This is a genomic window from Eubacterium sp. 1001713B170207_170306_E7 (assembly GCF_015547515.1).
Taxonomy (GTDB): domain Bacteria; phylum Bacillota; class Clostridia; order Eubacteriales; family Eubacteriaceae; genus Eubacterium.
On record NZ_JADMVE010000005.1, the window covers coordinates 43,640 to 58,140 of the forward strand.

A 14,501-nucleotide genomic window follows, 5' to 3' on the forward strand; every position below is an offset into this window, starting at 1 on the left:
CCATGAATTTTACATACGAACCATTAACAAAAAAACAGATTGAAGCCGTCCATCAGGCAACACTGGATGTATTGTGGCACTGCGGCGCTGAAATGAACCATCCGGAGATCCTGGAGATTTTTAAAAAGCACGGAGCAGCCGTCGATGGAAATATTGTCAAAATCCCTGCGAGTCTTGTTGAGAAGGCCATCCAGTCTGCTCCCGGCGCCTTTATTCTGGAAGGCGTTGACCCGAAGCATTCAGTAAAAATCGGCCATAATGATCACCCGGTCATGGCGCCGAATACCTGTTCACCCTTTATAATCGACGACGATTTTACCAGACGGAACGCGACCTTTGACGATCTGAAAAACTTTTTCAAGCTGGCACAGACCAGCGACGTCTGCGAGCTGGGCTCCACCCTCCTTATTTTTCCCGTGGAAAACGCAACCCAGCACGAAAGCATCATGCGGCCGGTTTATGACTACTTTACCCATTGCACAAAAGCCATGGGCTTGTCCAACGCCTGTGTCGAAAATGTCTGCATGGCTCAGGAAATTCTGGATGTCTTAATCGAGCAGAAGGATGTGAATAAAATGTACGTCTCCCTTTGTCCGATTTCGCCCCTGCGGTTCGAGGAAAGCCTGCTAAATACCCTGATCAAGGCCATCGAATTCAGGCAGCCCATCGAGTGTGTTCCCTGTTCCTCCGCCGGAATGACCGGCCCGCTCAAGGCCATTGATGATACGGTTTTATCCAACGCGGAAAACCTGGCCCTGATCACACTGGTGCAGCTTATGGCGCCAGGCCTGCCCATGATTTATTCGGTCTATTCTGCCATCACCGACATGCGGACGCTGCAGCTGTCAACCGGGGCGCCGGAAACCTTTAAGATGCTGGCAATGTGCCGCGAAATGGCAAAATACTATGATATTCCCTTTGAGATGCCGTCCGGCAGCTCTGACGCCAAGGCCTTTGACGTTCAGGCGCCAATGGAAAGCACCCTGGGAATTGTAAACGCCTTTGCCACCCAAACCGACACCTGCACCTTTATGTTTGGAAGTCTGGACACCTTTAACAGCGCCAATTACCGCAAATTTATTCTGGATGAGGAAACCGTCCGGAACGTCCAGGCCTATGTAAAGCCAGTTGACGATCTGAGAACGACCACCGCTGACCTGATCACCAGCGTGGGGCACCACGGGACCTATGTCAAAAATAAGGACACCCTCAAAAACTACCGGAAGGAGCACCACTTCCCGAAATTTTCACACCGCATGTCTCACGCCGATTATGTAAAAGAGCACCTGAGTATTAACGACCGCCTGGATAAAATTCTAAAAGAACGTCTTGAAGCCTATGAAAAGCCCGCGATCGACAAGGATAAGCTGGAAAAGCTGGATGCCATCAGGGATAAGTATCTTTAAAATATCCATTAAAAGCCTGAACTCCTTCTTCAGCAGACTCAAAATATCATCCGCTACGATGCTCTTTGACCCGATTGAGGATATACCAGAAGCCCAAAAATAAAAAAAGCAGCCCGTCACGGCTGCTTTTTTTATTTTTTCGGCGGGCTTGCAGGAGCCTCTTTACAATACTTCTCAATTAATCTTTGAGCCGTTGTCGGGCTTACCTCCAGGGCCTGCGCGAGCTTTCTAATGGTGGGGGACTGTTCATACGCTTTTTGTACAAGCGCCTTTTTAAAGGCGTCCACCCGTTTGTTAAAACCCATACCGGATTTTTGGTAGTCCGGAAGCTGCTTTGTTTCCTCTAAAAGATAGTCTGGAAGGTTCCTCAGGGTAATCTCATTTCCCCGTCCTGTGACCACCAGGCGCTCGATCAGATTTTTAAGCTGCCGGATATTGCCAGGCCACGGGTATTCCTGGAAAAAATTAATGATCTCTTTTGAAAATCTTTTCGACTTGTTATAGCTCAGATTAAAATTCTTCAGGAAAAAAGTCGCCAGAGGGAGGATATCCTTCACCCGTTCTCTCAGCGGCGGGATAATGGCTTTAAAGGTACAGATTCGCCAATAGAGGTCCTCCCGGAATTGACCCTCAGCGACCAGCTGGTCAATATCCTTGTTGGTGGCTGTTATGATCCGCGTGTTTACATATTTCATTTTTGTACTGCCCACAGGCAGATAACGTTTATTTTCAATGACATCCAGGAGTTTTGCCTGTATGGACAAAGGCATATCCCCAATCTCATCTAAAAACAAAGTTCCCTCATTGGCCATTTCAATTAATCCCACTTTACCGGCTTTACTGGCGCCGGTAAAAGCACCCCCGGCATAGCCGAACAGTTCTGACTCGAGAAGCGCTTCCGGTATAGCGGCACAGTTCAAAGCCATAAAGAGGCCTTCCTTGTGGCTGTTTTCATGAATATATTTTGCCATATAGGTCTTACCCGTACCGGACTCTCCCAAAAGCATAATGGGAATGGCCGATTCTGATACTTCTTTTAATTCACTGACAATCTTCCAATATTGATATGAAACACTGATCAACGGAATCTCTTCCGATTTAAAATGACTCTTAGAGGCCCGGATTTTTTTATTATAATCAACATCCCATTCCTTTACCGGTTCCTCCTGCACTGTTCCGATAATCATCTCAATACCATGTTCTTCATTGAGAACCGGGACACCAATCGTATAAAAAACAGAGTCAGAAGGGATAAAGTACTGCCGCAGAAACGCCGTGTCTTTTTTCGAGTGAAAAACATCAAGCCCCGGAGGCGTCCAGTAACCCTGGTACACATCCGCGTTATTGCGGTTGATCATCTCTTCTGGTTTCAGGCCATAATGCCTTATGCAGGCGGGGTTTACATAAAGGATTTTTCCATCGGCATCGTAAACAATGTGCTCATTATAACTGTTTTCAAGCACCGTTACAAAAAAACTCTTGGGCAATGAATCCAGATAGGCCAGATATTCTTTGCTCGGTTTATATTTTTTATCCATTTTCCATGCACCTCTATGTCCATTATAGGAACATATTGTACCATAAACGGTACGAAAATACAAAAGAGCATACCGCTTAGTCTGCTCATTCCTTCATTTTGATTTTTATTTTTTCGTTTTGCAAAGCTTTTAATGATGTATTTACCAAAAACAAGCTTGGCACACAACTTGCATTATTATAACCAGCATAACCGGTTAAATATTTTTATTGAGGAGCACTGAAAATGGATTTTAAAAAGAAAAGGTGGATCATCATTCTGTTAGTGACCATCAGCTACGGGGCCGTCTGGCAGTTCCCGTATATGCTGGAAACGTACTATATTCCTGTACAGCAGGCCTTTGGCTTTACCAATGAACAGATCGGCTCAATGATGACTGTTTTTGGGATTGTATCCGTTATTTTATACTTTCCCGGCGGGTATCTCTCAGACAAATTTAGTGTTAAAACCCTGATAACAGTCTCTTATTTAGGAACAGCCGCCCTTGGGTTCTGCATGCTGCTGATTCCTCCGCTTCCAATTATGCTTGTTATTCAGTTTGGCTTTGCCGTCACTACCATTTTTACTTTTTGGGGTGCAATCATCAAATTTATCCGCATTATGGGGGATGACAGTGAGCAGGGAAAACTCTACGGATTATTCTTTGCCTTTTCCGGTATCTTTGGCGCACTGGAGGGCTTTGCCGCAACCGCTTTATACAGCGGACTGGGCGAAAATGTGACAGCTTTTAAAGCTTTGATTCTCTTTTTTGCGCTGGTCGTTGCTGTCCCGACACTTATCTTCTTTGCGATTTTCAAAGAAAAGGAAGCCCTGCCGGATACAGGCACTGAGGAAAGCAAAGTCAATCTCCGTGATCTTGGCAAGGTATTAAAAATGCCCATTGTCTGGATTATGGCCATTGTTGTTTTGTGCGCCTACATTCCAAAATCTTCCCAGAGCTATTTCCAGCCCTATATGAGCGAATACTTTGCTGTTCCTGTGGCCTGGATTTCAGTCATTGCCATTTTCCGGCAGCAGGTGGTGCGCCTGGTGGCTAACCCGCTGGCCGGCTGGCTCCGCGATAAAATCGGCGCATCGTCGATCGTCATACGGATCGCCTTTGTCATCGGAATCCTGGCCTTTGCGATGGTTCTCTTCACACCGCTGAATCCAGCGCTTGCCTGGGTTATTGTTACCTCATTATGCCTGGTATCTGCGCTGTATAATATTTCTGTCACCTGCAGCTTTATTCCGATTTCGGAGGCGGGTATTTCCGCTAAATATACTGGCACCATCTCCGGCTTTGTCTCCTGTGTGGGATACTCCAGCGACATCTGGTTCTATAAGGTCGGCGGCGGCATGATTGACGCCAATGGTTTTTCGGGCTATCAGCAGATCTTTATTCTGTGTCTGGTTTCCTGTGTTGTCGGAATCGCCGCAACCTTTGTTCTGAAAAAATCAATCCTAAAAACAAAAACAAGCAATCACCAATAGTATCACTTTATGGAGGAAAAAATGCAAATCGCAAAATATCAACCGGTATTATCAAAAACAGAAATGGAATTAATCCATGAAAAATCACTTTACCTGCTGGAAAATAACGGTGAAATCATCGAGAGTGATGAAATCCTGGAAATATGTAAAAACGCAGGATTTCGCGTTGAGGGTCAGCGTGTTTACTACCCCCGCGAAAAGGTTGAAGCCGCTTTAAAACAGGCGCCCAAAGATTTTAAGCTTCATGGTCGGGATGGGCGAAAGACTTTCAGTATCCGGGATGACGGAACAAAGCTCGCCCCGGCCCTTGGGCCTATGAATGTCCTGGAGGACGGTCACTACCGGCCAACGACCATGAAGGACATGGTGGATTTCACAATACTGCATGAAACCAGCGACTTAATGCGGACCGTAGGGGCAAATATGCTGAGGCCGCGCGACCTGCCGCTGTCCCCCCTCGACAATGCCATGACGCGTTTGGCAATCACCCTGGCTTACTCTACCAAACCCGTTCAAACCTTTTGTGAAGGCGGCGAAATCTCGGACAAGAGCTTTGAACTGATCAAACAGTTTTACGGCGGCGCCAGTGACGAGGACGTCTACGCCATGATCTGTATCAGCACTGCGTCACCCTTTCGTTTGACCCAGGATACATGTGAAACCCTGCTGTCGTTTTGCCGCTGCAACCAGCTCCTCTGGGCACAGGGCTCCGGAATGCCCGGCTTAACAACACCGCCGACCCTCGCAGGCACCCTGCTTCAGGGCAATGCCGAAAAGCTCGGAATCATCACCCTTTCCCAGACCATCAACCCAGGAAATCCTGTTATGTACAGCCTGATTTCCATGCTTTCCGACCTGCGCTATACCTCCTGCGTTGTGGCCACCCCCGAATCGCCCTATCGCATGATGGCGGAAAAGGATATGGCCGATTTCTATGGCCTGCCAAGCCTTGGCACAACCGGGCTGGCAGACGCCAAGGAGCTTGATTATCAGTGTGGGGCAGAGGCCTTTATGATGTTTTATTTTGCCTACCATTCAAGTCCGGATCTGGTCGCCCAGTCCCTGGGGGTGCTGGATTCCTACAACACCATCAGCTATGAAAAATTCATCATGGATGAGGAAAATGTCCAATCTGTTCTAAAATTGCTGGCACCTGTGGCAGTTGATGAAAAACGCATGAAAATCGATAAAATTCTAAAAGCAGGCCCCTCGGGGAATTACCTGGCGAGAACCGACCGGGCCTACCGGGAAGATTTCTACCGCTCATCTTTATACTTTAAGGAAAGCTCCGCGGAATGGATGGCTCAGGGACGCCCAACGCTTGAAGCAGAAGCACGAAAAAAATACCTTGAGCGCATAGCGGAATATCAGCCCGGTGACTTTGACCGGATACAGCAAAAGATTATTGATCAATATATTCCCAAGGACCTTCAGATTAAAAATAAATAGCCTGTAAAAAGCAGCCTGCCACCCAGCAGGCTGCCCTTCATCCTATGGTCGCTTAATCTCAGATACCGTTCCCGCCGCTTTCACTTCATTTTCTTGCAGAGCGTTTTCTCCATACAAAAGCAGGTCTGCTTTTGTAAAAAATCATTTAATCCGTTTTATTTAAACAGCACTTTTTATACTTTTTCCCGCTGCCGCAGGGGCATGGCGCGTTCCGGCCGACCTTTGGCACATTGGCAACCTTCTTTTGCTCTGGCTGCTTTGGCTGTATAAATTCCTGCTCGCCGGGCTCCTGGGCGGCTAACCGTTCTCGACCGCTCTCGATAAGAGCTCTTCTCTTTTCTGACCATTCATCTGCCTCTTCCTCTCTGCCAAGGGATTTGCAGACGCTGGCAATTTCACCATACAGTATGTCAATATTTGTAAAACATAAATTTCCTTTTTCAGACTCAAAACGATTTTCATATATGTCATTAATATCCTGAATCGTTTCAATTCCTCTTTTATAAATCGTGTAGGCTTTTTCCTTATCCAGTGTATTTCCTTCAGCATACAGTCGGGCATAATTGGCCCAGCCAAAAACGTCTATAGGATTTTCCCTGACGATCTCCTCATAGAGAGCGTCCGCTTCTGTTTTTTTATCCAGAGATTTGTAATAAAGATCGGCCAGATTGCTCTGAAGGCTTCCCATGCTCCCCACCTGCTCAAATTTTTCCATCATGGTGGTACAAAATTCAATCCGTTCTTCCGCCCACTCCTTCCCGGTGCCTAAAAAAGCGCATTCCAAATCACCGATCCAATTATGGATATAGGAGTAATCCTCCAGTCCAAACTCAGGATTAAAGCAGTCTAAAAACTTCCGGCTTCGCATTTTCCTGTTTTTTTCAACAGCTCTTTTCCAGACCGGAAACCAGATATCCAGCGCCTTATCAACATCATGATCCTCATAATAATAGCCTTTTTCCATTTCCCCAATTAATGCTTCAGTCTCCGTTTTTGTAAACATTTTTCTCTCCTTACTTTTAATTCCTGTTTTGCACAACTTAACAACAGTACGCGTCTCAGATACTGCTTCCCGCCGCCAGCAGGGCAGGGGATGGCTCCTCCCACTGCACACGCGGTTTTGCCGCTGGCTTTTTCAGAAAGCTTCTGATGTTCTTTTCTTCTTCCATTCTCAAACAAAAGACCGCTTCTTTCTGTCGCTCTGCCGTATATTTTTCTCTCCATTCACTGGCTTCTTTTTCTCTTCCCAAAAGCGTATAAATTTCCTCTGTTTTTTTATAGAGGGTCTCCCTCGCAAAAAAGCAGGCGGGCTTTTCGTCTATCATGTCAATGGCGTCAATCCCCTGGGCGCAAATCGACAGGGCTTTTCCGTAATCCCTGAAAGGCCCGGAGCAGTAATGAGAAGCATAGTCCGACCAATTCCAGACATTTGTTTTTTCTTTTTTTATAATCTTCTGATAAAGCGCCTCGCCTTTACGGCTGTCCCCGGTACAGTAAAAAAGCTCAGCTAAATTGCGCTGGTACTGTACGGCTTTTACAGGGTTGGGCCTGCCGCAAAAGCGCTCTAACATGGTTGTACAAAAATGAAACCTCTCATCCGCCCTTTTCGCCTTTGAATATAAAAAAACCTCCTCAAAATCGACAATCCAGTTTCTGGGATTAATATATGGCCCCAATTCGACAGATCTTCGAAAACAGGCCGAAAAATTATGCTGCTTCATATTTCTGTTTTCAGATACTGCCTCGATCCAGACTGGGTACCAGATATCAATGGCTTTTTCAGGAATCCTTTCATACCGGTATCCCCGCCCGATTTCCCATAAAAATCTTCTTGTTTCCGCTTCTGTGAACATCTTAAATCCCCTTGCTTTTGTAATGGTTTAATCTTAGCACAGGATAGAATAAAAGTAAATCATTTTACATAAAAAATTATTTTTCTTAAAAATAATTATGTTTTGTTTTTAACAATCTTTCTTCTTATTTCTTCGTACTCTGCCATTGTCAGCCGCTTTTCTTTATGATATGCTTTTCATACGGAGGTGTGACATGAGCTATGACACTAAAAAAATGAAAAAACGGATGCTTATCACGCGGCTTATCCTGGCTGTGATTCTCACAGCATTTTTTATCTATTTCGTCTATCAGGTAGCTTTAGAGGACAAAGGCGACGCGCCTCAGCAGGCTTCAGCAGACGCAGAGGACACCTTTATGTCCTGGATGAAGGACAGCCTGTACAGCAGCAAAAATTATTCTATCCGCCTCTATCTGCCTGACGGCTTTCCTGAAAACACTCTGGACTTTTCTTCTTTGGAGGCGCTGCCCTTCTGGAACTGGGTGAATGTTGTGGCAAAAGGCAATAGCGCTTCCCTTGACATCGCAGTGGACCGGCTGCATAAAACCGCCGCCTTCAACAGCGGCGGAGAATACCGGTTTCTGTCCATTAAGGACGGTCAGGTCTTGTTCAGTCTGCCTCAGGGGGACGGCAGCTACAATACACTGCAAACCAATGATCCAGAAACGCTGCACGCCATTGACGGTATCCTGTTTTTAAATGATCCTGAGTTTTTTAAAGCCTATGGAAAAACAATCCTGATGCCCGAGCCCAGCCCCGTCAACGCTTCAAAACCGGTTACCCTTGAGCGTACCGTAAAAAGCGAGGACTTTTACAGCCCCTTTCTGCAAAACAGCGGCAGAGTGCTGGAAGGACGTGACAGCTTAAAAGCAGACTGGACCTACGGTGACTATCCTGAAAAGTCTCTGACCATTTCCGGAAATTTCTCTTACTATCTGGATACAGTCAACGCGCTTTTAAACAACCTGCCCTTTGAGGATGCGAACCACTTCCGGTGGCCAGGCAGTATTTCCACAGCGCCGCCGCAGTGCCACATACAGATTACTTACAGCCAGATCAACCATACAGGCCCCATTGAACATGATTTTTAGCCAATAAAAAAAGCTCCGCCTGACCGCGAAGCTTTTTATTTTATTCCTTTTTAAAATAAATGAACTGGTTCTTTCCGTGGGCCTTTGCAAAGTACAGCGCCTGATCGGCGTTGCCCAGAAGCTCTTTATAGGTCGTTCCGTTTTCCGGGAACAGGGCAATACCGATGCTGCCGGAAATGCTGTACTTTTTCTGCACCCCGACACGGCAGTTCTCAAAGATTTGGATGATCTCCTGCGCCTTTCTGGTCACCGCCTCTGTATCCTGAATATTCTTCATCAGCACGACAAACTCGTCGCCGCCGATTCTCCCCACAATATCGCTTTCTCTGAAAATACCGGAGATTTTTTTGGTAACCTCCCGCAGCACACGGTCGCCGGAGATATGCCCAAAGGTATCGTTGACCTGCTTGAAATCATCCACGTCGATCATCAGCAGCCCGGCCTTCTGTTTGCCTTCGTTTTCCTTCATCCACTGCTGAATACGGCTTTCTGCCGCTCCCTTATTGAAGGTCTGGGTCAGAAAATCTTTTTCAGCCGCCGCCATCATCTTTTCCTTTTCCTGCATCTCCTCATCGATATCCATGAGGATACCGACCCCTCTGCTGGGCTCTCCGTTTTCGTCAACAATCAGGCTGACCCGTGACCGGCACCACATTGGGCAGCGGCGGCTGTCATACACCCGGAACTCACCCTCAGCATAGGGCTCGCCATCGGCAATTTTCCTGTAGGTCTGCAAAAACACTTCCACATCACTTTCAGGTATGCCCTGACACTCGACGACCGCCTCGGGGAAACGCTCCACAGGAGACTCAAAGCCAAACTTCTGCCTGAACATATCCGAGTGGTAAATGTGCCCGGTTTTTATATCCCACTCAAAAATAATATCTTTCGACTGGGCCATCACGATTTCATAACGGCGTTCATTGGTTTCGAGCTCCCGGTGGGTTTTCCGGAGCTCCTCATTTTTGCGTTTCTGGATTCCAAGAACGTAGAGGCTGAGCACGATAAATACACCAAAGAGAATGCAGCAGAAAACCGCCGCCTGCATGACCAGCCCGGTCGCCTTGCTCTCGATCACCTCGTTTGGCACCACTGAAAGCAGATACCAGTCATTGATGCCCACCGGCAGGTAACGCATGATGCGCTTAGTACCGTTCCACACATAGTCAACACTGCCGCTTTTTCCCTCCAGCATATTGATCTGCATGGTCTGAAGGGCAAAGGGATCCTCAAAGTAGGAATCCTCGAAATCGGTGTTTATATCTTTCAATGTCCGGTCCGCGTTCTCATTATTTGAGGTGACAAAAACCTCGCCGTTACGCCTGGTCAGGTAGGCGTAGCCCTTGCCGTCAAAGGTGTCGACGTTCAAAAGCTCTGTCAGGTCGGTCAGATAGTACCGCCCCATGATCACGCCAATGACCGCGTTATCCCGGTAAATCGGGACAGCCAAGGCGATTGACTCCTCCGAATGATCCTCCGGCACTGTCGGGTTTGAGATAAACGGCACCCCGACTATGGCATACCGGAAATGCTCTTTATCCATTACCTCAAAGGTATAAACCTCATTGTCCATGATCTCATAGGCCGTTCCATCCGGCTCGACTACCGCCACATTTCTGAAATCAAGGGCTTCATCGATCTGCCGCAGAGACGTCATAATCGCATCGTCGTTCAAGGCCAGATCCGTCGCGCCAATGACTGCCGCCGCCGACTTGAGATTTTCGAGATCATCGTCAAATTTCTGCTTGATCAGGGCCGCGCTCTGGATTCCAACCTCCTCCAGATACTGGCCTGTTTCCTCCGAGACCTTTTTCTCAACGGATTTCACATATGTAAAAGAAACGCCAATGACAGCCAGAACCGTCACGATGGCAATGATACCATTGATCAGCTTCCCGGAATGCTTGTGCTTGTCTTTCATCCTAACGCCTCGTTTTTCCAATCTTGTTATCTGATAACTTCAAGTATATCGGAAGTCCTATTGTAAGTCAATGACTGGCAAAATTCTATTCGTCTTTCTCTCGCTCAGCAACATATTTTTCAGCTGTCTGATAACAGATTCTTTTTCTCTTTCAACCGCCGGTATCGAATACCAGTACTTTTCAGCATAAACATAAAAAGCTGTGCAAATGGAGGGTTCATCCATAATAACAGACGAGTCGTCATCTATCTCCTGATTGATAATGACCGGTCCATTTTCATTCAGCCACAGGTTCAAACCATCAAGAAGATTTTCCTGGCCGCTTCGATAAAAAGCTGCTTTAAAGTTGGGGAAAGTAACCAGCAGCCATATTAAATACTCAATTTGTCTGTAAACGTCCTGTTTATCCACAACAATTTTTCTTCCCGTTATCAATGTCATTTCGTGAAATTCTGTCCCTTCGCTGTGCAGTCCCTGTATTAAAGCTTCTTTATTAATTAACATGCAATATTTAAAATTGCCAAGATCATCAGAGAATTTTTTATGATGTGTTTTATAAATTTCATATAACGCTCTCTTTTCTCTTTCTTCTATATTATTTTTTGTTAAAAGCTGCTGAAAATTCCGACTGGTTGTAATAAGCGAAAACGGCATCTTGGTCTTGACATAGGTATTGCCCAATTTATAAGGAAGCTTTTTAAGCAGTTCCCTGATCTCCTGATGGTGGATCACTTCATGGGATTTTTTGCAAAGCATATAGGCCGATTTAATCAATTCTTCATAATGCCTGACGGTTGGATAATCCGTATACATATGCGTGATATCCTTCTGGGTGATCTCGTCTGCAGTGATTTTTACCAGCGCCATCTTATTCTTTAAAACGACAATGTTATGTTTATATAAAAGCTGCGAGTACACCGGATAATACAGATACTGAACATTGCCGGTAAGCAGCATCGGGAGACGGTAAAGCAGGGTGTTAATCAGATAGTCAATGCTGTGATTCAGCGAAATTAAAAAAACAATCCGGTGGCCCTTTTCTGCAATTTTCAGATATTGCTTTTTCCATTCTTTAAAGAACTCGGTATCTTCTGACTGCCAGCTGTAATGCTCTGTCCAGTCCAGTACAAAAACATCTTGTGCTGTTTTTTCCAATAAAACGGACTGAATCAATTCCTGTGCCGCCTTTCTGCGGCCTGTTTTCCCCTGAAAAATCTTAACCTTTGTTGTGTAGACCGTCTTATCTGTAAAGCTGCTGTTCGTATCATTTTCTTCAACAAGCCAACGCTTAAGGAGCACAGGCAATCCGTCTGCTTCTGTCATTTCTGTTGTCTGGCCCGCTTCCAGGAGCACACTTTTAACCGAAGCGTAATTTGACCTTTTGTCCAACATGATAAAAAACTCAATAATTTCATCACATATTTCAGAATTTGTATTAAGCTTTCGCTTTCCTGTTTTCAACTTGCTGATTAATGAGGTATCCACATGAAGATAATTGGCTAACTCCATTCCTTTTACATGAAATATGTCCATCAAATAACCCAAGCGCGATAATTCCTGATTCGTTTCCATTAGTCCTCCTTTGCTCTGGTGCACTGTCAATTTGTCCACAAACTGTCAATTTTTAGAAATTGACAATTCCATCCTGTACATTGACGATTTTTAAGCTTCTTTGTAAAATCAAATTAAAGTACGAATATGCGGCAGCCTGCTATATGCCATTTTAAGGAGAGGTAAATGAATACGCTATTTACGTTAAAAAAACATTTCACAGCTGTTAACAAAGAAAAATGGTCCTGGTTTGTGACGCTTCTTGTTCCAACGCTTATAATGCTGATACCTCAAAATGAAGTGTTTACTCATGAGATAAAGACCTTCTCAGCCATTACTTTGGCGGCGATTTTTATCTTTGCCTTTGGTTATATTCCGCAGCTCATTACCGGGCTCATTTTACCTATATTTTATAATATCACAAATCTTGCCCCCACAGAGGTGGTATTTTCTCCCTGGACAAGCACGGTACCGTGGATGTTTATGGGTGGCACATTATTCCCTGTGTATAGGTACTCAATTAATTGGATTTAACACTCTAACCGTTTATTTCAAATGTATCAACCCCGCGCCAGGTGTTTTTTCTTACGAATCTACAAGTCTGCTCTTTATATTTTCTTTTGTTTTCTATCCCGTATTGACATCCAATCGACCGGACTTAATATTTTTGAATACGCTGTCAATTAAGTGTCAACTGCTGTAAATTGACAAGTCGCCCAAACCCGTTGATTCGTAATTAAAAGATAATATATAATTCTCTCAAGCCATTGCAATGGAAAACAAGTTTAAACAAAAAATATTTGAATATGCGAGGATAACAAAATGAGTGATCAAACAATGACAAATGCCCAGGCAAAAAAAGCGGAAAGAACAAAATTATTTGAAGATGTATATAGCGGAATAATCCCAAAGCGCGTGCCCATCAAAGCTTCGATGACGCTTGAAGCCGCATTAGAGTATTCCGGATTCCCCGTTGGTAAAACACTTTGGGATCTCGATCCTGAAAGTGTAGCCAAGGCTATGGACCGTGTCTGTGCATTTATCCCATCCGACACGCCGGCGGTGGGCGGCATTTTAAAAAATCCCGCTGTCTTTAAGCTTCTTGGCTCAAAGGGCTACTCAATGGGCCAAACTGGTTGTATGCAGCATATTGATCTCGAAACATTAAAAGCAGATGAATATGATGCTTTTATAGAGGATCCTTATACTTTTATTATTACAAAATCTCTGCCACGTATTTTCAAAAATTTAGATACTGACTCTCCGCGTGCCGGTATGGCTTTAGCTGAAGCAATGAAAGCCTTTTATGATCATCAGATAAAATTCAATTCTATAAAAGCGCCTGTTTTCAAAAAATATGGTTACTACACGCCGCCTGCAGATTCCTGCACGCTATGCCAGGCATCCTTTGATCTTATCGGAGATTTTCTGAGAGGCGTTAAAGGTATTTATATGGATGTTCGACAACGACCCGAAAAAATCATGGCGGCCTGTGAAGCAATGCTCCCGATGCAGATAAAAAGGGGCCTTCCCGCAAAAGTCAATAAGCTGGGCGAGGTCTTCATGCCTTTGCACCTTGGAACGTATTTAAGAAAAAAAGATTTTGAAAAAATATACTGGCCTACTTTCTCGAAATTTATTCATATCATGGCCGAACACGGACAAACCGCTTCACTATTTTGTGAGCATGACTGGATGCGCTATCTGGATTTACTTCAAGATCTTCCAGAAAATACAAGGATTCAATTTGAATACGGCGATCCCAAAATTATAAAAGAAAAGCTCGGAAAAAAATTTATTATTTCGGGTTTATACCCCATCACGCTTACCAAAACAGGAACTAAACAAGAGTGCATTGATAAAGCCAAAGAGATGGTGGATATCCTTGCTCCAGGCGGAAGATATATTTTTGATTTCGATAAAAGCGCTCTGTCTTTAGATACAGTCAACATCGAAAATTATGCCGCTATAATTCAATATATTGCGGAAAATACTTGGTATCCAAATGCAGGAGAATCCGTTAAAACAGTCAATGCAGATAATTACCCTAAACCAGATACCACTGTCGGATCCTTTGACTCTCCACTTTATACTAATTGGAAAAATGTGAAAAAAAATGAAGTAGAAGACAAATTGGCAGATACGATCACTCCGACGCTCCAATCCTATGAAGACATGCTATATCGAATGATCTTTACGATTATTTAAACCCGGAGGTATT

10 protein-coding genes and 1 pseudogene are annotated in these 14,501 nt (G+C 44.9%); 6 read left to right on the forward strand and 5 right to left on the reverse strand.

Annotation, left to right across the window (positions count from 1 at the left end; translation table 11 throughout):
• Positions 1-2: 2 nt before the first annotated feature.
• On the forward strand, positions 3-1,406 hold the full coding sequence (locus I2B62_RS13010; protein WP_195269506.1) for a trimethylamine methyltransferase family protein: 1,404 nt from the start codon (positions 3-5) through the stop codon (positions 1,404-1,406).
• A 131-nt stretch (positions 1,407-1,537) separates the two neighbouring features.
• Here I2B62_RS13010 and I2B62_RS13015 read toward each other — a convergent pair whose 3' ends face one another.
• Positions 1,538-2,944 carry a sigma 54-interacting transcriptional regulator gene (locus tag I2B62_RS13015; protein ID WP_195269507.1) on the reverse strand — a complete coding sequence of 469 codons (1,407 nt, stop codon included), beginning with the start codon at positions 2,942-2,944 and terminating at the stop codon, positions 1,538-1,540.
• A gap of 224 nt (positions 2,945-3,168) precedes the next feature.
• On the opposite strand from I2B62_RS13015, the gene I2B62_RS13020 reads away from it, so the two are divergent.
• A complete protein-coding gene (locus tag I2B62_RS13020) occupies positions 3,169-4,416 on the forward strand; it encodes an MFS transporter (protein WP_195269508.1) in 1,248 nt (415 codons plus the stop codon).
• A gap of 21 nt (positions 4,417-4,437) precedes the next feature.
• The gene (locus tag I2B62_RS13025) at positions 4,438-5,865 is read left to right on the forward strand and encodes a trimethylamine methyltransferase family protein (protein WP_195269509.1); all 1,428 of its coding nucleotides are present in this window, start codon (positions 4,438-4,440) and stop codon (positions 5,863-5,865) included.
• A gap of 145 nt (positions 5,866-6,010) precedes the next feature.
• On the opposite strand, the pseudogene I2B62_RS13030 reads toward I2B62_RS13025, so the two are convergent.
• Together I2B62_RS13030 and I2B62_RS13035 are read right to left on the reverse strand one after the other, a co-directional pair.
• A pseudogene (locus tag I2B62_RS13030) lies at positions 6,011-6,106 on the reverse strand (SEC-C metal-binding domain-containing protein); the annotation flags it as partial.
• An 817-nt stretch (positions 6,107-6,923) separates the two neighbouring features.
• Complete coding sequence (locus tag I2B62_RS13035) at positions 6,924-7,718, reverse strand: hypothetical protein (RefSeq protein ID WP_195269510.1); 795 nt, start codon at positions 7,716-7,718, stop codon at positions 6,924-6,926.
• A gap of 193 nt (positions 7,719-7,911) precedes the next feature.
• Between I2B62_RS13035 and I2B62_RS13040 the strand changes: the two genes are divergently transcribed.
• The gene (locus I2B62_RS13040; protein WP_195269511.1) at positions 7,912-8,808 is read left to right on the forward strand and encodes a hypothetical protein; all 897 of its coding nucleotides are present in this window, start codon (positions 7,912-7,914) and stop codon (positions 8,806-8,808) included.
• 40 nt (positions 8,809-8,848) lie between these two features.
• On the opposite strand, the gene I2B62_RS13045 is transcribed toward I2B62_RS13040, so the two are convergent.
• Positions 8,849-10,729: a diguanylate cyclase gene (locus I2B62_RS13045; protein ID WP_195269512.1), complete on the reverse strand. Its 1,881-nt coding sequence runs from the start codon at positions 10,727-10,729 to the stop codon at positions 8,849-8,851.
• Positions 10,730-10,786: 57 nt separating this feature from the next.
• A complete protein-coding gene (locus tag I2B62_RS13050) occupies positions 10,787-12,325 on the reverse strand; it encodes a hypothetical protein (protein WP_195269513.1) in 1,539 nt (512 codons plus the stop codon).
• Between the two features lie 141 nt (positions 12,326-12,466).
• On the opposite strand from I2B62_RS13050, the gene I2B62_RS13055 reads away from it, so the two are divergent.
• Both I2B62_RS13055 and I2B62_RS13060 read left to right on the forward strand, forming a co-directional pair.
• On the forward strand, positions 12,467-12,814 hold the full coding sequence (locus I2B62_RS13055; protein WP_195269514.1) for a hypothetical protein: 348 nt from the start codon (positions 12,467-12,469) through the stop codon (positions 12,812-12,814).
• 288 nt (positions 12,815-13,102) lie between these two features.
• Positions 13,103-14,488, forward strand: coding sequence for a uroporphyrinogen decarboxylase (locus I2B62_RS13060; RefSeq protein WP_195269515.1), 1,386 nt, complete (start codon positions 13,103-13,105; stop codon positions 14,486-14,488).
• Positions 14,489-14,501: the final 13 nt, after the last annotated feature.

Bases quoted from the DNA above. Each gene is read 5' to 3' on its own strand.
- I2B62_RS13010 (WP_195269506.1), top strand. From the start codon at position 3: ATGAATTTTACATACGAACCATTAACAAAAAAACAGATTGAAGCCGTC.
- I2B62_RS13015 (WP_195269507.1), bottom strand. From the start codon at position 2,944: ATGGATAAAAAATATAAACCGAGCAAAGAATATCTGGCCTATCTGGAT.
- I2B62_RS13020 (WP_195269508.1), top strand. From the start codon at position 3,169: ATGGATTTTAAAAAGAAAAGGTGGATCATCATTCTGTTAGTGACCATC.
- I2B62_RS13025 (WP_195269509.1), top strand. From the start codon at position 4,438: ATGCAAATCGCAAAATATCAACCGGTATTATCAAAAACAGAAATGGAA.
- I2B62_RS13035 (WP_195269510.1), bottom strand. From the start codon at position 7,718: ATGTTCACAGAAGCGGAAACAAGAAGATTTTTATGGGAAATCGGGCGG.
- I2B62_RS13040 (WP_195269511.1), top strand. From the start codon at position 7,912: ATGAGCTATGACACTAAAAAAATGAAAAAACGGATGCTTATCACGCGG.
- I2B62_RS13045 (WP_195269512.1), bottom strand. From the start codon at position 10,729: ATGAAAGACAAGCACAAGCATTCCGGGAAGCTGATCAATGGTATCATT.
- I2B62_RS13055 (WP_195269514.1), top strand. From the start codon at position 12,467: ATGAATACGCTATTTACGTTAAAAAAACATTTCACAGCTGTTAACAAA.
- I2B62_RS13060 (WP_195269515.1), top strand. From the start codon at position 13,103: ATGAGTGATCAAACAATGACAAATGCCCAGGCAAAAAAAGCGGAAAGA.